Source organism: Amycolatopsis aidingensis, assembly GCF_018885265.1.
Taxonomy (GTDB): Bacteria; Actinomycetota; Actinomycetes; order Mycobacteriales; family Pseudonocardiaceae; genus Amycolatopsis; species Amycolatopsis aidingensis.
Genome location: NZ_CP076538.1, coordinates 5423031 through 5444653, shown reverse-complemented (window position 1 = coordinate 5444653; position 21623 = coordinate 5423031). Strand labels below are relative to the sequence as shown.

At 70.7% G+C, this 21623-nt stretch carries 22 protein-coding genes; 15 read left to right on the top strand and 7 right to left on the bottom strand.

The annotated features are described in order from the left end of the window. Positions 1-104: 104 nt before the first annotated feature. Entirely contained in the window at positions 105-347 is a 243-nt protein-coding gene (locus tag KOI47_RS24755; RefSeq protein ID WP_216208055.1) for a DUF6457 domain-containing protein, read from the bottom strand. 126 nt (positions 348-473) lie between these two features. Between KOI47_RS24755 and KOI47_RS24750 the strand changes: the two genes are divergently transcribed. Both KOI47_RS24750 and KOI47_RS24745 read left to right on the top strand, forming a co-directional pair. Then, on the top strand, positions 474-1448 hold the full coding sequence (locus tag KOI47_RS24750) for a 2-dehydropantoate 2-reductase (RefSeq protein ID WP_216208053.1): 975 nt from the start codon (positions 474-476) through the stop codon (positions 1446-1448). A 22-nt stretch (positions 1449-1470) separates the two neighbouring features. Further along, positions 1471-3012, top strand: a complete 1542-nt coding sequence (locus tag KOI47_RS24745; protein ID WP_216208050.1) for an aldehyde dehydrogenase family protein — start codon at positions 1471-1473, stop codon at positions 3010-3012. A gap of 117 nt (positions 3013-3129) precedes the next feature. Here KOI47_RS24745 and KOI47_RS24740 read toward each other — a convergent pair whose 3' ends face one another. Further along, entirely contained in the window at positions 3130-4452 is a 1323-nt protein-coding gene (locus KOI47_RS24740; RefSeq protein ID WP_216208047.1) for a DUF349 domain-containing protein, read from the bottom strand. Positions 4453-4656: 204 nt separating this feature from the next. On the opposite strand from KOI47_RS24740, the gene KOI47_RS24735 reads away from it, so the two are divergent. The 5 genes from KOI47_RS24735 (at position 4657) to KOI47_RS24715 (ending at position 9774) form a co-directional block, all read left to right on the top strand. After that, positions 4657-5376, top strand: coding sequence for a class III extradiol dioxygenase subunit B-like domain-containing protein (locus KOI47_RS24735; protein WP_216208043.1), 720 nt, complete (start codon positions 4657-4659; stop codon positions 5374-5376). Next, a complete protein-coding gene (miaA, locus tag KOI47_RS24730) occupies positions 5373-6275 on the top strand; it encodes a tRNA (adenosine(37)-N6)-dimethylallyltransferase MiaA (protein WP_216208039.1) in 903 nt (300 codons plus the stop codon). Before KOI47_RS24735 ends, miaA begins: the two co-directional genes overlap by 4 nt. A 9-nt stretch (positions 6276-6284) precedes the next feature. Next, complete coding sequence (gene dapF, locus KOI47_RS24725; protein WP_216208036.1) at positions 6285-7106, top strand: diaminopimelate epimerase; 822 nt, start codon at positions 6285-6287, stop codon at positions 7104-7106. A 114-nt stretch (positions 7107-7220) separates the two neighbouring features. Next, positions 7221-8654, top strand: coding sequence for a GTPase HflX (hflX, locus tag KOI47_RS24720; protein ID WP_216208034.1), 1434 nt, complete (start codon positions 7221-7223; stop codon positions 8652-8654). 55 nt (positions 8655-8709) lie between these two features. Next, positions 8710-9774 carry a hypothetical protein gene (locus KOI47_RS24715; protein ID WP_408629847.1) on the top strand — a complete coding sequence of 355 codons (1065 nt, stop codon included), beginning with the start codon at positions 8710-8712 and terminating at the stop codon, positions 9772-9774. 38 nt (positions 9775-9812) lie between these two features. Here the strand turns inward: KOI47_RS24715 and lexA are convergent, their stop codons facing one another. Continuing rightward, positions 9813-10550 carry a transcriptional repressor LexA gene (gene lexA / locus KOI47_RS24710; RefSeq protein WP_216208031.1) on the bottom strand — a complete coding sequence of 246 codons (738 nt, stop codon included), beginning with the start codon at positions 10548-10550 and terminating at the stop codon, positions 9813-9815. 324 nt (positions 10551-10874) lie between these two features. Here lexA and KOI47_RS35870 point away from each other — a divergent pair, with 324 nt between their 5' ends. From KOI47_RS35870 to KOI47_RS35865, 3 genes are all read left to right on the top strand, one after another. After that, a complete protein-coding gene (locus tag KOI47_RS35870; RefSeq protein WP_232376228.1) occupies positions 10875-11432 on the top strand; it encodes a LysM peptidoglycan-binding domain-containing protein in 558 nt (185 codons plus the stop codon). Positions 11433-11698: 266 nt separating this feature from the next. Beyond that, positions 11699-12238 (top strand): transcriptional regulator NrdR, encoded by a 540-nt coding sequence (gene nrdR, locus KOI47_RS24700; protein ID WP_232376227.1) that lies wholly within the window; start codon positions 11699-11701, stop codon positions 12236-12238. Beyond that, positions 12235-16359 carry a vitamin B12-dependent ribonucleotide reductase gene (locus tag KOI47_RS35865; protein WP_232376226.1) on the top strand — a complete coding sequence of 1375 codons (4125 nt, stop codon included), beginning with the start codon at positions 12235-12237 and terminating at the stop codon, positions 16357-16359. The genes nrdR and KOI47_RS35865 overlap by 4 nt, the downstream gene beginning before the upstream one ends. Positions 16360-16414: 55 nt before the next feature. Here KOI47_RS35865 and KOI47_RS24675 read toward each other — a convergent pair whose 3' ends face one another. Beyond that, positions 16415-16567 carry a hypothetical protein gene (locus KOI47_RS24675; RefSeq protein ID WP_216208028.1) on the bottom strand — a complete coding sequence of 51 codons (153 nt, stop codon included), beginning with the start codon at positions 16565-16567 and terminating at the stop codon, positions 16415-16417. After that, complete coding sequence (locus KOI47_RS24670) at positions 16567-17142, bottom strand: CGNR zinc finger domain-containing protein (protein ID WP_232376225.1); 576 nt, start codon at positions 17140-17142, stop codon at positions 16567-16569. Before KOI47_RS24670 ends, KOI47_RS24675 begins: the two co-directional genes overlap by 1 nt. A 61-nt stretch (positions 17143-17203) precedes the next feature. Between KOI47_RS24670 and KOI47_RS24665 the strand changes: the two genes are divergently transcribed. Next, positions 17204-17890: a pyridoxine/pyridoxamine 5'-phosphate oxidase gene (locus tag KOI47_RS24665; protein WP_216208025.1), complete on the top strand. Its 687-nt coding sequence runs from the start codon at positions 17204-17206 to the stop codon at positions 17888-17890. Then, positions 17887-18579: a maleylpyruvate isomerase family mycothiol-dependent enzyme gene (locus KOI47_RS24660; RefSeq protein ID WP_232376224.1), complete on the top strand. Its 693-nt coding sequence runs from the start codon at positions 17887-17889 to the stop codon at positions 18577-18579. The genes KOI47_RS24665 and KOI47_RS24660 overlap by 4 nt, the downstream gene beginning before the upstream one ends. A gap of 42 nt (positions 18580-18621) precedes the next feature. Here KOI47_RS24660 and KOI47_RS24655 read toward each other — a convergent pair whose 3' ends face one another. Then, positions 18622-19086 carry an NUDIX domain-containing protein gene (locus KOI47_RS24655; protein WP_216208018.1) on the bottom strand — a complete coding sequence of 155 codons (465 nt, stop codon included), beginning with the start codon at positions 19084-19086 and terminating at the stop codon, positions 18622-18624. A gap of 86 nt (positions 19087-19172) precedes the next feature. On the opposite strand from KOI47_RS24655, the gene KOI47_RS24650 reads away from it, so the two are divergent. Next, positions 19173-19946 (top strand): SDR family oxidoreductase, encoded by a 774-nt coding sequence (locus tag KOI47_RS24650; protein WP_216208015.1) that lies wholly within the window; start codon positions 19173-19175, stop codon positions 19944-19946. Positions 19947-19949: 3 nt separating this feature from the next. Here KOI47_RS24650 and KOI47_RS24645 read toward each other — a convergent pair whose 3' ends face one another. Further along, positions 19950-20504, bottom strand: coding sequence for a TetR/AcrR family transcriptional regulator (locus KOI47_RS24645; protein ID WP_216208012.1), 555 nt, complete (start codon positions 20502-20504; stop codon positions 19950-19952). 99 nt (positions 20505-20603) lie between these two features. Between KOI47_RS24645 and KOI47_RS24640 the strand changes: the two genes are divergently transcribed. Then, positions 20604-21269 carry an FMN-dependent NADH-azoreductase gene (locus KOI47_RS24640; RefSeq protein WP_216208009.1) on the top strand — a complete coding sequence of 222 codons (666 nt, stop codon included), beginning with the start codon at positions 20604-20606 and terminating at the stop codon, positions 21267-21269. Next, positions 21266-21577, top strand: a complete 312-nt coding sequence (locus tag KOI47_RS24635; RefSeq protein WP_216208005.1) for a DMT family transporter — start codon at positions 21266-21268, stop codon at positions 21575-21577. Before KOI47_RS24640 ends, KOI47_RS24635 begins: the two co-directional genes overlap by 4 nt. Positions 21578-21623: the final 46 nt, after the last annotated feature.

Genomic DNA, 21623 nt, shown 5'->3' with positions numbered 1-21623 from the left:
ATCTCCTCACGCATTGTGGCTACCGAATACTGCATACGATATGTACTTATACTGCTCCGCCCTTGCCCGCTTGTCCAGGGGTGATCTTCGAAGAGTCGGTTTCCTCAGTCGCGCCAGTCGATTCCGCGCCACCGTGCGGCCAGTGCGGTGAGCCGCCGGGCGGCGTCCGCGGGCGGCAGCCCGCGCCCGACCGCGAGGCCGAACAGGTATGCGGTCACCGGCGCGGCCGGGGCGGAGACCGCCCGGCTCGCGTGCCGCGCGATATCCGCGATCAGCATGCGGTCGGGCTCCTCGGTCAGCCCGAGGTCGGAGCATGCCGCCGAGGTCCATTCCGCGAGTGCGTTCATCCTGTCCTCCCGCTGCGAACGGCATCGGCGGCATTGACCGAATAGTCTCATACTGTATACTGAATACATCAAGCCACGCAAGACGTGGCACAAGGGGGCCGTTGAACGCACAGGGACGGAGCTGCCGTGAGAGTCGCTGTTCTCGGTGCCGGCGCCATCGGTGCCTATGTCGGCGCCAGCCTCTGTCGCGCGGGAGTCGAGGTCTTCCTCATCGCGCGTGGCGCACATCTACAGGCGATCCGCGAGTCGGGCGTGCGGGTGCACAGCCCACGTGGTGACTTCGAAAGCAGGCCGCTGGCCACCGACGACCCGCACGAGGTCGGTCCGGTGGACCATGTCTTCCTCGGTCTGAAAGCCAACCAGTACGCGCAGGCGGGGCCGCTGGTCGCGCCGCTGTTGCACGAGCGGACCACGCTCATCGCGGCGCAGAACGGGATCCCGTGGTGGTACTTCCATCAGCTGCCCGGCCCGTTCCAGGGGCGCAGGGTGGAAAGTGTGGACCCGGGCGGTGTGGTGAGCGCCGCGCTGCCGCTGCACCGGGCGATCGGCTGCGTGGTGTACGCCGCGACCGAGATCGTCGCGCCGGGGCAGATCCGGCACCTCGAGGGCACCCGGCTGTCCATTGGGGAACCGGACGGCACCGACTCCGCGCGCTGCAACGAGTTCGCTGACGCCATGGTCGCCGGAGGTCTGAAGTGCCCGGTCGAGCCGGACCTGCGCCGGGACATCTGGATCAAGCTGATGGGCAATATCGCCTTCAACCCGATCAGCGCGCTCACCAGGGCCACCATGGCCGGCATCTGCCGGCACGGCGGTACCAGGGAGCTCGTGGTGGACATGATGCGGGAAACGCTCGCGGTGGCGGCGGCATTCGACGTGCACCCGGACGTCTCGATCGAGCGGCGGCTGGCCGGTGCGGAGCGGGTCGGCGAGCACAAGACATCCACCCTGCAGTCCCTGGAACGTGGGAAGCCGCTCGAACTCGAGGCCATCCTCGCCGCCGTGGTCGAACTGGCCGGCCTGACCGGGGTCCCGGTGCCCACGCTGCGCGTGGTGAACGCGCTGGCCGGCTTGCTCGAGGACGGCAACACCGGAGGTTGAACCGAGCGATGGGGAGGAACCGATGACCTTGGTAGGCAAGCCCGGCACCTCGTGGGCTGAGGTGTACGGCCGCGCTCGGGCGGTCGCTCCGGAGGCGTTCGACTCCGAGCGGCTGTTCAACTACTGGGGCGGACGGTGGCGTGCGGAAGGGACCCCGGGCCAGGCCACCTCACCGCTGGACCGGCGCGCCATCCCCGGCCCGCCGAAACTGTCCGCGCCGGACGCGACCAGGGCGGTGCGGGCCGGCCTGAACGAGCACCGCACCTGGTCCACGGCCTCGCTCGCGGAACGCAGGCAGCGAGTGCTTGCCGCCGTGGACGAACTCGCCGCACAGCGCGACCTGCTCGCCCTGCTGCTGGTCTGGGAGATCGGCAAGACCTGGAAGTCGGCGACCGCGGACGTGGACCGGTGCCTGGACGGGGTCCGGTGGTACTGCGCGGAGATCGACGGCATGCTCGCCGGGCGCAGGCCACTGGAGGGGCCGGTCAGCAACATCGCCAGCTGGAACTACCCGATGAGCGTGCTGATGCACGCCATGCTGGTGCAGGTACTCGCGGGCAATGCGGCGATCGCGAAGGCGCCGACGGACGGGGGCGTGCACTGCCTGACCCTGGCCACCGCGCTGGCCGCCCGGCACGGGCTGCCGTTGACGCTGGTCAGCGGCAACGGGTCGGAGCTGTCCGATGCGCTGGTGCGCTCCCCGATGATCGGCTGCCTTTCCTTCGTCGGCGGCCGCGGCACCGGCGGTGCGGTCGCCGCCAACCTCGTCGACTCCGGCAAGCGGCACATCCTGGAGCAGGAAGGGCTGAACTGCTGGGGCGTGTGGGAGTTCAGCGACTGGCCCGCGCTGGCGGCGCACATTCGTACCTCTTTCGAGTACGGCAAGCAGCGGTGCACCGCGTATCCGCGCTATGTCGTGCAGCGCAGCCTTTTCGACGAGTTCCTCGCCGCCTACCTGCCCGCGGTGCAGGGCCTGTCCTTCGGCCATCCGCTCGCGGTGGCCGCGCCAGAAGATCCGTTGCCCGCGCTCGACTTCGGGCCGTTGATCAGCGATACCAAGGCGAAGGAACTGCGGGACACGGTGGACGAGGCGATCGGCAGGGGCGGGGTGCCGATCCACCGTGGTGACCTGGCCGATGGCCGTTTCCTGCCAGGGCAGGAAACCTCCGCCTACTTCGCCCCGGTGTGCATCCTGGAGCCACCGCCCTCCTCGCCACTGCACCACGCCGAGCCCTTCGGCCCGGTGGACAGCATCGTGCTGGTGGACACCGAGGCGGAGCTGCTCGCCGCGATGAACGCCAGCAACGGGGCCCTGGTGTCGTCGCTGGCCTGCGATGACGAGGCCACCGCGCGGCGGATCGCCGGCGAGGTGCAGGCGTTCAAGGTCGGCATCAACCGGCCCCGCTCGCGCGGTGACCGGGCCGAGGTGTTCGGCGGCAGGGGCGCGTCCTGGCGCGGCGCCTTCGTCGGCGGTGAGCTGCTGGTGCAGGCGGTCACGGTCGGCCAGCCCGGCGAGCGTCTCTACGGCCACTTCCCCTCGTACACCCTCTACCCACCCACCTGACCACCTGTTGTGAGTGGCCCGTTCCCTGCATTTTCGCAGCGAACACAGTGGCGCGTCAGCGCCTCCGTCTGGGCGGTGGTGGGAGACGGGTGGGAGGGCCACTCGCAGCAGTTGTCGTCAGCGGTCGGCGACGGCCCTCTCGGCGGCCTCCATCCACTCCCGCCATTGGGCGGCCTGTTCCTCGGCCTTCTTCGCCCTGCGCTCGTCGCCGTTCGCCCGCGCCTTCGCCGCCTGCGACTCGAACTGCTCCACTCGCTCGCGGAACTGGGCGGCGCGGGCCTGCGCCTCCGGGTCGGTGCGCCGCCACTTGCTGTCCTCGGCACCCCGCACCCGGTCCTGCACGGCCTTGAGCCTGCCGTCCAGCTCGCGGATGCGTTCCCGCGGCACCTTCCCGATCTCGTCCCAGGCGTCCTGGATCTTGCGCAGCTGGGCCTTGGCGCTGTCCAGGTTCGCCGCGGGGTCGATCTTCTCGGCCTCGGCGAGCAGCTCCTCCTTCCGCGTGGCGTTCGCGGCGAACTCGGCGTCCCGCTCGGAGAACACCGCCGACCTGCGGGCGAAGAACTTGTCCTGCGCGGCGCGGAACCGCTGCCAGAGCGCCTCGTCACTGTCCTTGGGGGCGCGCCCGGCCGCCTTCCACTCGGCCATCAGCTCCTTGTACCGCCCGGCGGTGGGGCCCCAGTCCTCGGAGTCGGAAAGCGACTCCGCCTCGGCGATCAGCTCCTCCTTGCGGGCCTTGGCCGCGGCCCGCTGCTTGTCCAGCTCGGCGAAGTGCGAACCCCGTCGCCGGTTGAACGACTCCCGCGCCTTGGAGAACCGCTTCCACAGCTCGTCGTCGGTCTTGCGGTCGACGCCCTTGATGGTCTTCCACTCGTCCAGGATCGTCCGCAGCCGGTCCCCGGCCGACTTCCACTGGGTGGACTCGGCCGCGATCTGCTCGGCCTCCTCGGCCAGTGCCTGCTTACGGGCTACCGCCTCGGCCCGCGCCTGCTCGCGCTCCTCCTTCGCCGCGGCCTGCGCGCGCTCCGCGTGCGTGATCACGTGCTCGATCAGCGCCCGCAGCGAGGCGATGTCCCCGACCACGGCAGCGTCCGGCAGCCCGTCCCGCAGCTGGGTGGCGCTGGTCAGCGCCTGCTTGGGGTCACCGGCGCCGGAGGACAGCCTGGTCTCCAGCAGCTCCACCTCGGTCCGCAGGTCGTCGAACCGGCGGGCGAAGTGCAGCAGGCCCTCCTCGGCGGTGCCCGCCTGCCAGACGCCGATCACCCGCTCGCCGTCCTGGTCGTGCAGGTACACCTTGCCCTCGTCGTCGATCCGGCCCCAGCGAGCCGGGCTCGGCTCCGCAGGCGGCACCGTGGGCGCGGCGGGCCCTGTCCCGGCGGCTGAACGGGGCACCTGATGTGGTGCCGGGACTCCCGTGCCCTCGGGTGTGTTGTGATCGGCCATGGCCGGCTCCTTCTTGCCTGTCGGCCCGCCGGGGCGGGCGCCCCACACCTGTGGGGCCGGGTCCTGCATGCGCTCTGTCATCGTGCCGCGGGACGAGCAGTCCCTGGCGGCATTCAAACAGGTCAGTGCCGTTCGCGGTACTCCGAACGGAGTTCCCGCCGTCGTCCAGTGTGCCGGTCGAGCCGCCGGGTAACGTCGGCGAGCGTGATCGCGCGTGCTGTCGTGGTACCCCATCCTCCCCTCTTGGTACCCGAACTGGTGCCCGGTTCGGTGGAATCGACCGCTCCGGTGCGTACGGCCTGCCTCGCCGCGGCAGGCTTCCTCGCCGAGCGGGCCCGGCACTGGGTCGCGATCGGCGCTGACCCGGCCGTGACCACGCCGACGACCGTGCGGCCCGGTGCGCGCGGCCGGTTCGGCGGCTACGGGGTCGATGTGCGGGTGGCGCTTTCCGACGTCGCCGAGGAGGACCCTGCCGAGTTGCCGCTGCCCGCGCTGATCGCCGGGTGGCTGCGGGAGCGGGCGGCGGCCACCGCGGTCGAGGTGCGGCTGCTGGCCGCCGACGCCGGGGCCGAGGACTGCGCGCGGGCCGGCGCCGAGCTGGCCCGGCTGGCCGAGGCGGAAGGGGAACTCGGGCTGCTGGTGCTCGGCGACGGTTCCCACCGGCACGGGCCACGTTCACCCGGTGGCCAGGACGATCGGGCCGCCGGTTTCGACGAGGTAGCGGCCCGCGCACTCGGCACGGCGGACATCGCGACCCTGCTCGCGATCGACCCCGGCCTTGCCGCCGAGCTGGGTGCCCAGGGCAGGGTGCCATGGCAGGTGCTCGCCGCCTTCGCAGAGGGCGCGCGGTGGCGGAGCGAGCTGCTCTACTCCGGCGCCCCGTTCGGGGTGGGCTACCACGTGGCCACCTGGGAGCGCCGATGAGCCGCCCGATCGCCGTCGTGGGGCCCACCGCGACCGGCAAGACCGACCTCGGCGTGCGGCTCGCGCTCGACCTCGGCGGGGAGGTGATCAACGCCGACGCCATGCAGCTGTACCGGGGGATGGACATCGGCACCGCCAAGGCCACCCCGCTGGAACGCCGCGGAGTGCCACACCACCTGCTGGACGTGCTGGAGGTGACCGAGACCGCCTCGGTGGCCGCCTACCAGCGGCAGGCCCGCGCCGAGATCGAGCGGCTGCTGGCCGCGGACAGGGTGCCGGTGCTGGTCGGCGGCTCCGGGCTGTACATCCAGGCCGTCCTCGACGACCTGCGGTTCCCCGGCACCGACCCGGAGGTACGCGCCGCACTGGAGGCCGAGGCTGCCGAGGCCGGCGCCGGGGTGCTGCACGAAAGGCTGGCCCGGCTGGACCCGGACGCGGCGGCCGCCATCCTGCCTTCCAACATTCGCCGGGTCGTGCGAGCGCTGGAGGTCATCGAACTCACCGGCCGACCCTTCTCCGCGAATCTCCCCCGCCCGGGGGAGCCCCGGTACGGCACCCGCATGATCGGCGTCGACCGGGGCGTGACCGAGCTGGACAACCGGGTGGAGCAGCGGGTGCGGCGGATGTTCGAGCAGGGTCTCGTGGCCGAGGTGCGCACGCTGGAGGCGCGGGGGCTGCGGTCCGGTCGCACGGCCTCCAGGGCGCTCGGGTACCAGCAGGTACTGGCCGAGCTGGACGGGGAGGGTGACTTCGCGGCCGCTGCCGCGGCGACGGTGACCGCCACCCGGCGGTTCGTGCGCAAGCAGCGTTCCTGGTTCCGGCGGGACCGGCGGATCCACTGGTTCGACGGGGCGGAACCGGACCTGGCCGAGCGGGTGCGCGCGGCGCTCGGCCCGTAATCTGTTCGCATGGGTGGCATCGAGTTCCGCAAAGGGCATGGCACGCAGAACGACTTCGTGGTGCTGCCGGACGCGGCCGGACGGTTGGACCTGACGCCGACGCGGGTCGCGGCGCTGTGTGACCGCAGGCAGGGACTCGGTGCCGATGGCGTGCTCAGGGTGACCCGTCCCGCGGCGCTGGGTGTGGAGTCCGCGGGGGAGTGGTTCATGGACTACCGCAACGCCGATGGTTCCCTCGCCGAGATGTGTGGCAACGGCGTGCGGGTGTTCGCGCGCTACCTGGTGGACGCCGGGCTGGTCACCGCGACCGAGTTCGTGGTGGGCAGCAGGGCAGGCGACCGGCGGGTGCTGGTGCACCCGGACCGGTCGGTTACCGTCCATATGGGAGAGTCGCGGATCGTGGGCAGTTCGGTCACCGCGGTCGGCGACAACGAGTTCTCCGGTGTCGCGGTGGATGTCGGGAACCCGCATCTGGTGTCGTTCATGGACACCGAGGTCGCCGGGCTGGACCTGCGCGAGCAACCGGTGTTCGACCGGGACTTCTTCCCCGAAGGGGTGAACCTGGAGTTCGTCAACTCGGTGGGCGAGGGCATGCTGCGGATGCGGGTGTACGAGCGTGGTGTGGGCGAGACCCGGTCCTGCGGCACCGGGACCGTGGCCGTGGTGGCGGCGGCCCTGCACCTGCGCGGCACCGATACCGGGCGCTGCACGGTCGAGGTACCCGGCGGGGTGGTCGAGGTGGCCGTCGAGACCGGGGTCGCGACGCTCACCGGGCCAGCCGAGATGGTCGCCAGGGGAGAGCTGGACGAGGCGTGGTGGGCCGCGCACTGAGCGGGCCCTCGCCGCCCTTCATGGTCACGCTACGTGACATTCCCGTGGCCGTTCGGTGTCCGGCGCAATAACTGGCTCGGCGATTCCCGGAAATCGTGGGACGATGAAAGCACGATGACGGAACTGACACACAGAGACCTGTCCGAGAGCGAGCCGTCCGCAGGCGAGCTGGAACTCGAGGATCGCGCTTCGCTGCGCCGTGTCGCCGGGCTCTCCACCGAACTCGACGACGTCACCGAAGTCGAGTACCGCAAACTCCAACTGGAGCGAGTCGTGCTCGTGGGGGTATGGACCGAGGGCACCGCCGCGCAGTCGGAGGCCTCCCTCGCCGAACTGGCCAGGCTGGCCGAGACCGCGGGCTCGGAGGTACTCGAAGGCTTGGTGCAGCGCCGGAACCGGCCGGACCCGGCTACCTACGTCGGCTCGGGCAAGGTGCGCGAGCTGGCGGATGTGGTGCTGTCCACCGGGGCGGACACGGTGATCTGCGACGGTGAGCTCTCCCCCGGCCAGCTGCGGCAGCTCGAGGCGAAGCTCAAGGTCAAGGTGATCGACCGGACCGCCCTGATCCTGGACATCTTCGCCCAGCACGCGCGTTCCCGTGAGGGCAAGGCGCAGGTCGAGCTGGCCCAGCTGCAGTACCTGATCCCGCGCCTGCGCGGCTGGGGTACCTCGCTGTCCCGGCAGGCCGGTGGCCGCGCCGGTGGCGGCAACGGCGGCGTGGGCCTGCGCGGACCAGGTGAGACGAAGCTGGAGACCGACCGCAGGCGGATCAACAAACGGGTGGCCAAGCTGCGCCGCGAGATCGCCTCGATGGACACCATCAGGGAGACCAAGCGCGGCAGGCGGCTGGCCAACGAGGTGCCAAGCGTCGCCATCGTCGGGTACACCAACGCGGGCAAGTCGAGCCTGCTGAACGCGATCACCGGCGCCGGCGTGCTGGTGGAGGACGCGTTGTTCGCCACCCTGGACCCGACCACCCGCAAGGCGGCGACGCCGGACGGGCGCACCTACACGCTGACCGACACGGTCGGCTTCGTCCGGCACCTGCCACACCAGCTGGTGGACGCCTTCCGCTCCACGCTGGAGGAGGCGGCCGACGCCGACCTGCTGCTGCATGTGGTGGACGGCTCGGACCCGGCCCCTGAGGAGCAGGTGAACGCCGTGCGTGCGGTGCTCGGCGAGATCACCGCCAGCCGGGTGGAGCCGTTGCCCCCGGAACTGCTGGTGATCAACAAGGCGGATGCGGCCGACCAGCTCACCCTGGCCAGGCTGCGGCATCAGCTCCCAGGCGCGCTGATCGTCTCCGCCCGCTCCGGACTGGGTATCGAGGCCCTGGTCGAGGCTGTCGCCGACCGGCTGCCCCGGCCCGAGGCGATGGTGGATGTGGTCGTGCCGTACGCGCGTGGCGAGCTGGTGGCCCGCGCACACGCCGATGGTGAGGTGCTCGCCGAGGAGCACACGCCCGAGGGCACCAGGTTGCGGGCCAGGGTGCACCCCGACCTGGCCGCGGCGCTGCGGGAGTACGAGGCGGGCGGCGTACCGGGATAACCCACGGCCGTGCCCGCGGGTCCGCACCGGCTCGGCGCCCGTGATGAGTACGGTGATGCCCGTGGAACGGCACGGGCGGCTTGGCGCGATGGTGGGTGCGATGGCGGTGGGCATCGGCACGATGATGTTCACGCCCGCCGCGACGGCGGCGGTGCCGGGGACCGAGACCCTGTGCACGATCCGGGACCAGCGGCTGGCCGAGCTGTCCGGGCTGGCCGCCGACCAGGACCACTGGTACGCCGTCAACGACGGCGGCACCCGGATCGAGGTGTTCGTGCTCGGCCATGACTGCCGGGTACAGCGGGTGATCACCGACCCGACCGACCCCTTCGACGTCGAGGACATGGCGCGCGCGGCCGATGGCACCTTGTGGCTGTCCGACACCGGGGACAACGACAAGCGCAGGGAGACGATCGCGCTGCACGCGGTCTCGCCGGAGGGTGGCGCCACCCTGTACCGGCTGACCTACCCGGATGGGCAGCACGACGCCGAGGCCCTGCTGCTGGATCGCGCCGGTACCCCGCACGTGATCACCAAGCACGTGCTGGGCAAGGCCGAGGTCTACCGGCCGTCCGGAGAACTCGCCAGCCCGGGTCCCACCAAGCTGGAGCACGTCGGCTCGTTGCGGATCGAGGGCACCGACACACCGGGCGGACCGGTGGGCGCGATGGGCTCGACCCTGGTCACGGGGGCGGCGGCGAGTGTGGACGGGACGGTGTACGCCCTGCGCACCTATACCGACGCCTACCTCTACCCGGCACCGGACGGCGACGTGCTCGCCGCCCTGCGGCGGGAGCCGCTGCGGATACCGCTGCCGGAACAACGGCAGGGCGAGGCGATCGCCTTCGACCCGGAGGGCAGCCTGCTCTCCGCGAGCGAGGGTGTCGGTCAGCCGGTGCAGGCCGTGTCCGGTGCGAGTGCACTGGTCACCGCCCGCGATGCCGACCCTGGCGCCGCCGGTACGGCCGGGACCGCGGCCGCCGCACCCGCCGCGGAAGCCGAGGCCGCTGAGCAGGACCCTGACGCCGAGGAGGGACTGCCCACCCTGCCCGCCGTCGCCGTGGCGCTCGCGGTGGCACTGGCCCTCGTGTTCGGCATCGACAAGCTCCGCCGCCGCTGAGCCGTCGCTGGCGCTGAGTCACCGCCGGCGGTCCGTGCTCACAGTCGGCGCAACACCGCCACCACCTTGCCCAGGATGGTCGCGTCATCGGCCGGGATCGGCTCGTAGGCCTCGTTCTGCGGGATCAGCCAGGCGTGCTCATCCGTGCGCTTGAACGTCTTGACCGTGGCCTCGCCCTCGATCATCGCGGCCACGATCTCGCCGTTGTTCGCGGTCGGCTGCTGCCGGACCACCACCCAGTCGCCATCCGTGATCGCGGCGTCGATCATCGAGTCACCGGTGACGCTGAGCAGGAACACCTCGCCCTCGCCGACGATGTCCTTCGGCAGCGGGAAGACATCCTCGATGGCCTGCTCGGCCAGCACCGGACCACCAGCCGCGATGCGCCCGACCAGCGGCACGAACGCGGGCTGCGGCAGTTGCTCGGCATCCGCGGGCGCGGGTGCCACCGGCACCACGCCCGCCGGGTCCGCATGCGCGGTGAGCACGCCGACCGCGCGCGGCCGGTTGGCGTCGCGCCGCAGGTAGCCCTTGCGCTGCAGCGCACGGAGCTGGTGCGACACCGAGGAGGTGGAGTTCAGCCCGACAGCCTCGCCGATCTCCCGTACGCTCGGCGGGTAGCCGAAGCGGTCGACCCAGGCCCTGATCACCTCCAGCACCTGCTGCTGGCGTACGGTCAGGCTGTCATCGGGATCCTCGGTCAGGTCGGGAATGGGAGGGGCTACCTCCGGCAGCGGGCGGAGCTTGCCACCCTTGCCACGCTTGTTCTCGGCCATGCGGCACCGCCTTCCGGTTCGTTCGGTGTGGGCCCACCGTTCTGATCTCCGACGTTAGCCCCCGAGCGGGGGATTTCAAACACCTGTTCGACCGACACGCCGTGTCGTTCAGGTGTTTTCCACCCTTCGAGTTCCCTGGTCGGGACGGTTCCACTCGGCTGGGCCGACACGACGCCCCGATCCCGGCTACTCGATTTTGTCGGTGTCAGGTGGTACACATTCGCACGGGCGTTCGATAGAACGAGTGTTCGATCTGGTCGAGCTCTCGACCGAGAGCCGGAGGAGGCCGTGATGTCGCTGGTCGTGGACCGTGCAGGAGGTGCCGTGGGTGCTGCCGCCCAGGATGCCAGGGGCGACGTACCCCGAGACGATGTACTGCCCCTGGACGAACCCGTCGCCCCCGGTGGCGCCCGGGTCGAGCCGGGCCGCCGGGTCGGTGCGCGCCCGGTGCGCGCCGGTGTGCCCGCGCGGCGCCGTCGCGGCGAGTCGCGGCGGCCACCGACCCGTACCCGCGTGGTGGCGGGCCGCCGGATGCCGCCGGTGGCCGATTGCGCACCGCGCAGGGTGCCGCGGCGGTGGCCATGGCTGGTCGCGCTGGCGATTGCCACCGGAATCGGAGTGGCCGGGCTCGGGCTGCTCGCCGAGGGGGTGGGTGGCGCGGCCCCGGTGCCCACGGAGACCACGCTGGTGGCCGTCGCTCCGGGTGAGACGTTGTGGGACGTCGCGGCCCGGTTCGCCCCGGACAGTGAGCTCGGTGCGGTCATCCGGCGGATCCAGGAACTGAACGGGCTCACCGGAGCGCCGGTGCCGGCGGGGACCCCGCTCGCCGTGCCCTATCAACCCGGTCTCGCCGATGGCGGGCTAGGTGAGTTCGGTCGATGAGGTCGGTGGCAGTCGGCTGGCGGGTGGGTAGCCTCACCTGGTCGTGGGATCTGTCGTTCTGCCGTTGCGCGGCCGCGAGGGTCGGCTTAAGGTCAACCCCTACATGTAGTAGTTACACCTTAGTAGTTGGTCCATAGGTTGGGGTAGGATTGCAGTAGTTGTCCACAGCTGCACGCGTTGCCCACCGGGTGGCCACGGGCCGGGCGGAATGGCCGGTCCGGTGCGGCCCGTCGTGAGTCCGACGCGGAGAGGAAGGTGATGGGCGGATGCGATGCCCGTTCTGCCGCCATGCCGACTCCCGGGTCGTCGACTCCAGGGAGGTCGACGAAGGGCAGGCCATCCGGCGCCGTCGCTCCTGCTCCGAGTGTGGGCGCCGGTTCACGACCTCGGAGACCATGGTGCTCGCCGTGGTCAAACGCTCCGGGGTCACCGAACAGTTCAGCAGGGACAAGGTGGTTCGGGGAGTGCGTCGCGCCTGCCAGGGCCGTCCGGTCGACGATGACGCGTTGCAGCAGCTCGCGCAACGGGTGGAGGAGTCGATCCGCTCGGCCGGGGTCGCGGAGATTCCGAGCCACGAGGTCGGGCTGGCCATTCTGGGTCCGCTCCGGGAACTCGACGGGGTCGCGTACCTGCGCTTCGCGAGTGTCTACCGCTCCTTCTCCTCGATCGAGGACTTCGAAAAGGAAATCGCGGATCTACGCGAGGCCATTGCCGGCTCGGCCGAATCGGACAGCGCGCCGCAGGACGGCGAGCCGGAGGACACAGAGCAGCGCGAGTCGCGCGCGCGGAGCGGGGAGAAGACATGACGGAAACCATCGGGGCCGAAACGGAAGCCGCAGGCAAGGGTGGAAAGCGTCGTAAGCGCGGGCTGAGCCTGGCGCGCGTGTTCACCACCGAGGGAGTGCACCCCTACGACGAGGTGACCTGGGCCCGCCGGGACGTCGTGATGACGAACTGGCGCGACGGCACGGTGAATTTCGAGCAGTACGGTGTGGAGTTCCCCGAGTCCTGGTCGGTCAACGCCACCAACATCGTGGCGAGCAAGTATTTCCGTGGTGCGCTCGGCACGCCGGAGCGCGAGCACAGCCTGCGCCAGCTGATCGACCGCGTGGTGCGGACCTATGTGGACGCAGGTAACCGGCATGGCTACTTCGCCACCAAGGCCGACGCCGAGATCTTCGAGCACGAGCTGACCTGGATGCTGCTGCACCAGGTGTTCAGCTTCAACTCGCCGGTATGGTTCAACGTCGGCACGCCGTCCAAGCAACAGGTGTCCGCCTGCTTCATCCTCGCCGTGGACGACAACATGGAGTCGATCCTCAACTGGTACCGGGAGGAGGGGCTGATCTTCAAGGGGGGTTCCGGCGCTGGCCTCAACCTTTCCCGGATCCGCTCCTCGCGGGAACTGCTTTCCTCCGGCGGCACCGCGTCCGGGCCGGTCTCCTTCATGCGCGGCGCCGACGCCTCCGCGGGCACCATCAAGTCGGGCGGCGCCACCCGGCGCGCGGCCAAGATGGTCGTGCTCGATGTGGACCATCCCGATATCGAGGAGTTCATCCAGACCAAGGCCGGCGAGGAGAAGAAGATCCGCGTGCTGCGCGACGCCGGGTTCGACATGGACCTCAGCGGCGCGGACATCAGCTCGGTGCAGTACCAGAACGCGAACAACTCGGTGCGGGTCTCCGATGAGTTCATGCGGGCCGTGGAGGCGGAGGGAAAGTTCGGCCTGCGCGCCCGGCTGACCGGTGAGGTCGTCGAGGAGGTGGAAGCCAAACCGCTGTTCCGCTCGATGGCCAAGGCGGCATGGGAGTGCGCCGACCCCGGCCTGCAGTACGACGACACGATCAACGACTGGCACACCTGCCCGGAATCCGGCCGGATCACCGCATCCAATCCCTGCTCGGAATACCTTCATCTGGACAACTCCAGCTGCAACCTCGCCTCGCTGAACCTGATGAAGTTCCTCGGCGAGGACGGCACGTTCGACGCCGGGCTGTTCGCAAGGGCCGTGGAGTTCGTGATCACCGCGATGGACATCTCCATTTGCTTCGCGGACTTCCCGACCGAGGAGATCGGCGACACCACCCGGAAGTTCCGGCAGCTCGGTATCGGTTACGCGAACCTGGGTGCGCTGCTGATGGCCACCGGGCATGCCTATGACTCCCCGGACGGGCGCGCGCTGGCCGCGGCCATCACCTCGCTGATGACCGGCGTGTCCTACCGGAGGTCCGCCGAGCTGGCCGCCGCCGTCGGGCCGTACGAGGGTTATGCCCGCAATGCCAAGGCGCATCAGCGGATCATGCGCAAGCACGCCGCGGCCAACGACGAGATCCGGACGATGCATGTCAACGACGTCGCGGTGCGCGACCTTGCCACCAAGGAGTGGCAGCGGGGCATCGAGATCGGCGGCCAGCACGGCTGGCGCAACGCCCAGGCCAGCGTATTGGCTCCGACCGGCTGCCTGACCGGCGACACGATGGTGACTACCGATCGGGGTCTGACCCGGCTTTCGGAACTGGGCGACCCTTACGGTGACCGGTGGCAGGACCTGGACGTGACCGTCTCGACCGACGATGGACCTCGCTCGGCGACGAGGTTCTTCATCAATGGTGAGGAACCGACGCGCCGCATCGTGACCGACGGCGGTTACCGGATTCAGGGCACACTCGCCCATCGGGTCAAGATCGTCGACCCGGTTACCGGTGCCTGGGTGTGGAAGCGGCTCGCCGACATCGAGGCATCGGATGTCGTACCGATTCAGCTGAACGGTCTGGTCGGTGAACCACGGCGGGTTTCGTTGCCCGTTTTGGACCAGGCCAACTACGCCGGCGACCGGAACGTCCAGGTCCCCGAGGCCGTCGATGAGCACCTCGCCGAACTGGTCGGCTACTTCATGGGTGACGGTAGCCTGCATGCCAAGGGGATCCGGCTCTGTGTCGCCGACACAGACCTGGATGTGATCGCCCGGCTGAGCGTGCTGTCGAAGGAGCTGTTCGGACTTGAACCAGCGATCACCCCGCGTGCCGGCTATCACGAGGTCAGTATTCAGTCGGTCCGGCTCGCGAAGTGGTGGACTGCGGCAGGGTTCGCCAAAGACCTCCCTGGCGTGGATCACACCGGTAAGGGATGGACGCCGCGTGTGCCCGCCGCCATTCGCGAGACCAACGACGGGGCGGTGTACGCAGCCTTCCTGCGTGGTTTGTTCGAGGCTGATGGCTCAGTGCTAGAGGGAGTGCCGAGCCTGTCGACCGCTTCCGAGTCGTTTGCCGACGACGTTCGTAGCATGTTGTTGCCGCTCGGGCTGGCGACAACCACCCGGGTGACCGAGAGCGGTTGGGGTGGGGCGCTGCATCTGGTGCGCCTGCGTAATGTCGACCATGCGCTGAACTTCGACGAACTCATCGGTTTCATCAGCGACCGCAAGTCGCGATTGATGGTGGCACTCGAGCCGATGGCGTCGGCCAAACGAGACCGGGTGTATCTCCCCCGTGAGGTATGGGACGAGATCGTGCCGACCGGCCATCCGCGGCGTGCCGCTGTGCTGGCCTCCCTGCGCACGACCGGCGGTGTAGCCAGGATGACCGCTCGGCAGTTGCTCGGTGAGACCGGGGACGAGCGGTTGGCGCATGCGCTGAACTACCTGTTCGAGGCGGTGGCCTCCAACGAGGACGGTGGCGTCCAGCCCACCTACGACTTGTCCGTCCCGGACAACGTCACGTATGTCGCGGGTGGCTTCGTCAGTCACAACACCATCGGATTCATGATGGACTGCGACACCACCGGGATCGAGCCGGACTTCTCGCTGGTGAAGTTCAAGAAGCTGGTCGGCGGCGGGTCCATGCAGATCGTGAACCAGACGGTGCCGCGCGCCCTGAACTCGATGGGCTACCAGCGCGAGCAGGTCGAGGCGATCGTCGACTACGTGGCCGAGCACGGGCATGTGGTGGACGCGCCGGGACTGCGCCCCGAGCACTACGACGTGTTCGACTGCGCGGTCGGCGAACGTTCCATCGCCCCGATGGGGCATGTGCGGATGATGGCCGCGGTGCAGCCATTCCTGTCCGGGGCCATCTCCAAGACGGTGAACATGCCGGAACAGGCGACCGTCGCCGACGTCGAGAAGATCTACTTCCAGGGCTGGAAGCTGGGCCTGAAGGCGCTCGCGATCTACCGCGACAACTGCAAGGTCGGCCAACCACTTTCCACCGGGAAGAAGAACGAGGAAGCCGGGGAACCGGAGACCGTGGTGGAGTACCGCCCGGTCCGCAAGCGGCTGCCGAAAAAACGGCCGAGCCAGACGGTGTCCTTCACCGTCGGCGGGGCCGAAGGGTACCTGACCGCGGGCTCCTACCCTGACGACGGGCTCGGCGAGATCTTCGTCAAGCTCGGCAAGCAGGGCTCCACTCTGGCGGGGGTGATGGATGCCTTCTCGATGTCCATTTCGGTCGGTCTGCAGTACGGCATCCCACTGGAGTTCTACGTCGCCAAGTTCGCCAACCTCCGGTTCGAGCCCGCAGGCATGACCGACGATCCGGACCTCCGGATCGCCACCAGCGTGCTGGACTACCTGTTCCGCAGGCTCGCGCTGGACTACCTGCCCTACGAGAAGCGGGCCCAGCTGGGCATCTTCACCGCCGGTGAGCGGTCCGCGCAGGTGGAGTCCGAGTACGGCAACGGCACCGGGGACCAGGAGAACGTGGACCTGGACGAGCTGCGCGGCAGTGTGCATGCCGACACCCCGCGCAGTGCCCCGGCCGAGGAGGACCGGGAAACCGTGCGGGAGCCGCACACCACCGCCGAGCTGGCCGAGCTGCACATGGGCAAGGCCGCGGACGCGCCGTTGTGCATGACCTGCGGGACGAAGATGCGTCCAGCCGGATCCTGCTACGCCTGCGAAGGTTGCGGCGCCACCTCCGGCTGCAGCTGATCCGCGGGCGCGGCACGGCCTGATGCCGGACCTGTTCCGGCATCAGGCCCGAGCTTCATGCCCGCCGCGCCGCGGCCTGCTGCGCCCGGCCCGCAGTCCCCAGCAGGCGGTCATGGCCGCGATGGTCAGCGTGCTGGGGACCGACCACGTGGACAGCGTGCGGGGTGACCCGGTCGGCCAGGATGAAGCGCCACCCTCCATCAGGCATCACTCCCGATGCCGCTGGTAGTAGCGGCTGACCCTGGCCCGGTTCCCGCAGGAGGGCTTACACCAGGTCTGCCGGGGGTGTTCCTTGATGAAGTAGCGCACGCACTGCGGCGCCGGGCAGGCCCGCAGCCGGGACACCTGCTCGCTGCCGAGGAAGTCGATGGCCGCCCTGGCCAGCGCCGCGACCAGCCGGGTACGCGGATCCGTCTCCGCGGTCCGGTGCCACACCCGTGGGGCACCGCCCTCCGGCCAGCTGAGCTGCGGCGCCCTCGGCACCGCTGCCGCCGCGTTCACCTCCCGCAGCGCCGTGTCCGGGTCCGGCAACCTGCCCGCGTCGGCCGTGCTCGGTGGTCCGGGCCGCACCGCCCTGGCGAACAGCGCGCGCAGCGCGCGCCGCAGGTCCCGTACCCGTTGCCAGGTCGGCTCGTCATCCGCATCCGAGATGTCCTCCCCCAGGCGATCGGTCCGCTGCCGGACCCACTCGGTGAACCCCGCCAGGGTGGCCAGGTCGTCGGCGACCCCACCTTGGCCGTCGTGCCGGATCGTCGCGGCCAGCTCCAGCGCCAGATGCTCCACGGGCCGATCCTAATGGTTTTCTTGCTTGACCCCATGTGAGCGAGCTGGCTACGGTCGCCTAATGTCACAAGAGTCACCAACCATTAGTCAGGACGCGGGTGGGCTGCGGGCGCTGCTGCGCGGTCTGCCCTCGCTTGCCGGGGACCTGCCCGGCTTCGACCCCGGCCGCGCGCCCGCCGAGCCGGTGGCGCTGTTCGGGCGCTGGCTGACCGAGGCGATCGAGGCCGGGGTGGCCGAGCCGCACGCCATGACACTGTCCACTGTGGATCCGCGTGGCCTGCCATCGGCCCGCGTGCTGATCCTGAAGGACGTGGACGCCACGGGCTGGTGGTTCGCCTCCACCTCGGCCGGGCGTAAGGGCAAGGAACTGGCGAACACCCCGTGGGCCGCGCTCACCGGCTACTGGGCGGCGCTGGGCAGGCAGGTGCGCGTACGGGGCCCGGTTCACCCCGCCGGTGCCGAGGTGAGCGCGCGGGACTACCTGGGCCGCTCGGCCGGAGCCAGGGCGGTTGCGCTGCTGGCCAGGCAGAGCGAACCACTGGCCGACCTGGCCGAGCTGGCCGCCGAACTCGAGTGGGCGGAGGACCGGATCACGCGGGAGCCGGAGCTGGTGGCCCCGGACTGGACACTGTACGTCGTGGCAGCCGAGGAGGTGGAGTTCTGGCAGGGTGACCCGCGGCGCAGGCACACCCGGCTGCGCTACACCCGGACGGGCTCCACCTGGACGAAGGAGCTGCTGTGGCCATGACGCCCGCCGAACTGCGTGCCGAGGTGCATGCCGGGCACACCAGGCTGGCCGCCATGCTGGAGGGGCTGACCGATGCCGGGGCGCGGGCCGCATCCGCGCTGCCTGGCTGGTCCCGTGGCCATGTGCTCACCCATCTCGCCGAGCTCGCCACGGCGCTCACCCGCCAGGCCGAGCTGGCCTTCGTTGGCGAGCTGGCCGAGGTGTACGACGGCGGCCGCGCGGGCCGCGACGCGGCCATCGAGGCCGGTTCCGGGCGGCCGGCCGCCGAGTTGCGCACCGAGGTGCTGCGGACGGCGGCCGGGCTGGAGGACGCCTGGGCTCGCGCGAACCCGGAGGACTGGCGGCGCCCGGTGCGCTACCGGGACGGGGTGCTGCTGGACACGGCCTACTGCTGGTGGCGCGAGGTCGAGGTGCACACCGCGGACCTCGCACTGGACTACGGCCCGCAGGACTGGACCGACGCCTTCTGCGCGCACCTGATCGACTTCCTGGCGCCGCGGGCGCCCGAGGGGATCCGGCTCACGCTGGCCGCGGATGACGGCGCGCACCGGTGGGTCTGGGGCGGCGGCCGTCAGGTCGGGGTGCGCGGCGAACTGCGCGACCTCGCGGCCTGGATGGCGGGCCGCCGTACCACGGGCCCGCTCACCGCTACGGATGGCACGTTGCCGGAACTGGGGCCGTGGCCCTAGCAGGACCGCGGCCTACGCCGGTCCTGCCGCGTCCCGTGGGTGTCAGGCGAGCTGCTCGGCCAGGCGGTTCAGGAAGACCCGCTGCCCCTTGGCCAGCTTCTCCTCCGCCTGTGCGAGGCCGAACCAGGCGACCTGGTCCAGCTCGGGGAACTCCTGCACGTTCCCTGAGCCGCGCGGCCACTCCAGCTCGAAGGTCCCTGGGGTCACCAGATCCGGGTCCAGGTCGCTGTGCACCGCCCAGATGGTCACGGTCTTGCTCCCGGACTGCCGCGCACTGCCGAGGGCGACCCATTCGCCGTCCGGTACCGGGACCCCCAGCTCCTCGCGGAACTCACGCTCCGCCGCGGCCTGCGGATCCTCCTCCGGATCGCACTCGCCCTTGGGTATGGACCATCCGCCCTCGTCTCGTTTCGCCCAGAACGGGCCGCCCATATGCCCGAGGAGCACCTCGGCCTCCGGACCCGTCCCGCGGAACAGGAGAATTCCCGCGCTCTGCTTACCTCCCACCCGGACAGTGTGCCTTGCCCCGGTACGCGTCCGAACAGGTGTCCCTCCGGATGTCACATTCGGGCGGCCTACCCGGTCCTCACGGTATGACGAAGATCCTGGTGACTGGCGGTACCGGCGTCCTCGGCCGGGCCGTTCTGCGGGAACTGCTCGACCGCGACCACGAGGTGCGGGTGGCCGGGCGGGGCGCACGCCCGGAGCCGGACGGCTTCCCGGACGCGGCGGCGGACTGGGCGACCGTGAACTACGACACGGCGGCGGGGCTGGCAGCCGCACTCGACGGCGTGCGCACGGTGGTGCACTGCGCGACCAGCTTCCGGGGCGGGGAGGTCCAGCTGGCCCGCACGCTGACCACCGCCGCGCTGGCGGCGGGTGCGCCGCACCTGGTCTACATCTCGATCGTCGGGGTGGACCGGATTCCGCTCGGGTACTACCGAGACAAGCTCGCGGCCGAGCGGGTGTTCGAGGGTTCCGGCCTGCCGTGGACGGTCCTGCGGGCCACCCAGTTCCACGACCTGGTGTACCGGCTGCTCGGGACGGCGGCCCGGCTGCCGGTGCTGCCCCTGCCCGCCGGTTTCCGCTGCCAGCCGGTGGAGGCAGGGGAGGTGGCCGGTCGCCTTGCCGACCTCGCCGAGGGCGGGGCGGCCGGGCGCGCGCCGGACTTCGGCGGGCCCGAGATCCAGCCGTTCGCCGAGCTGGCCCGGACCTACCTGCGCGGGACCGGCCGCAGGCGCCCGCTGTTGCCGGTACCCGTGCCCGGCGCGATCGCCCGCGGTTACCGGGAGGGTGCCCACTTGGCCGAGCACGGACCCCGCGGCCGCCGCACCTTCGCCGAGTACGTCCACCACCGCCACCCCTGACACTCACAGCAGCCGGGTGGCGAGGGTGCGCAGGGTGGCGGTGATCCGGTCCAGGTCAAGGCCTGCCTGCTCGCGCTGATACCGGAACAGCTCCGGGGCCAGCGGGGCGAGCAGCACATCGGCCAGCGCGTCGGGGTCCGGCGCGCCGCCCTGCACGGCGAGCGCGCGGACATGCGCCCGCCAGAACCCGTAGGCGCCGGTGCCGAACCGCGAGTGCCCGACCTCGGCGCCCAGCACCAGGTGGCCGTGCCGGTCCAGCAGGCCGACCATGGCCGCGTAGAAGGCGGCAAGGCGCTGGGCAGGGGGTGCCCCCGGTCCCAGCGGCGGCTCGCCGCGCAGCAACTGCTCCTGCAGGGCCCGCTCGTGCTCGTCCAGCAGGGCGACCGCGATGGCGGCCCGGTCCGGGTACCGCCGGTACAGCGTCCCCCTGCCGACGCCCGCCTCCCTCGCGATCTCGTCCATGGTCACGTTCGCGGCGCCGCGCTCGGCGAACAGTCGCTCGGCGGCCGCCAGTACCCGCGCCCGGTTGCGCGCGGCATCGGCCCGTTCGGAGCTCATGCCGGCAGCCTAACCGACTAACTGGACACTCCGTCCACTTGCCGCTAGTGTTCGAGTTAACTGGACACGGTGTCCACTTGTTGATTGGGGGACAGGCCCATGGCCCACCTGCTGCACCTCGACTCCAGCGCCCGGAGCGGCTCGTTCTCCCGCGAGCTCACCGGCCGGTTCGCCGCCGCATGGCGGGCCGGTGACCCGGACGGGGAGTACACCTACCGGGACCTCGCCCGCGAACCGGTGCCACCGATCGGCCAGGGCTGGACCGAGATCTGCGACGACCTGCTCCGCGCCGGGATCACCGACCCGGCCCGCTACCTGGAGGCGGTGCGCACCCCCGCCCAATGGCAGGCATGGGCCGTGCTCCGGCCGCTGCTGACCGAACTGCTCGCGGCCGATGTGGTGCTGATCGGCGCCCCGATGTACAACTTCTCCGTACCCGCCGCGCTCAAGGCCTGGCTGGACCAGGTGACCTTTCCGCGGATGTCGCTGCCCGGCAAGCGGTTCGTGGTCGTCGGCGCGCGAGGTGGTAGCTACCGTCCCGGCGCGCCCCGGGCGCCCTACGACCATCACGAGCGGTTCCTGCGGGACTTCTTCGCCGGGCATTTCGGGGTGGAGCACGCGACCTTCGTCCATGCGGAGCTGACCAACTCACTGGTCGACCCCGCACTGGCCGGGCTGGCAGGGCAGCGGCGCGAGTCCTACGACACCGCGGTCGCCGAACTGGACGGCGTGCTGGCCGAACTGCTCGCGGGCGTGCCGCGATGAGCTGGCTGGTGCTACTACTCGCCGGTGCGGTCGAGATCGCCTGGGTGCAGAGCATCAAACCGACCGAGAACTTCACCCGGCCGCTGCCCACGCTGCTGTGCGTCGTACTCGGTGTGCTGGCCGTGTACCTGCTGTCCAGGGCGATGAACCAGCTTCCGGTCGGCACCGCCTACGCGGTGTTCACCGGGATCGGGGTGGTCGGCGCGGTCGTCTTCGGCGTGCTGGTGCACAAGGACCCGCTGAGCCTGGGCAGGGTCCTCGCGCTGAGCCTGATCGTGGGCGGGATCGTGCTGGCGCGGCTGGCCTGAGTCCCCGGGCACGCGGGCGCCGGCGGTTGACCCTCCCGCAGGGGGA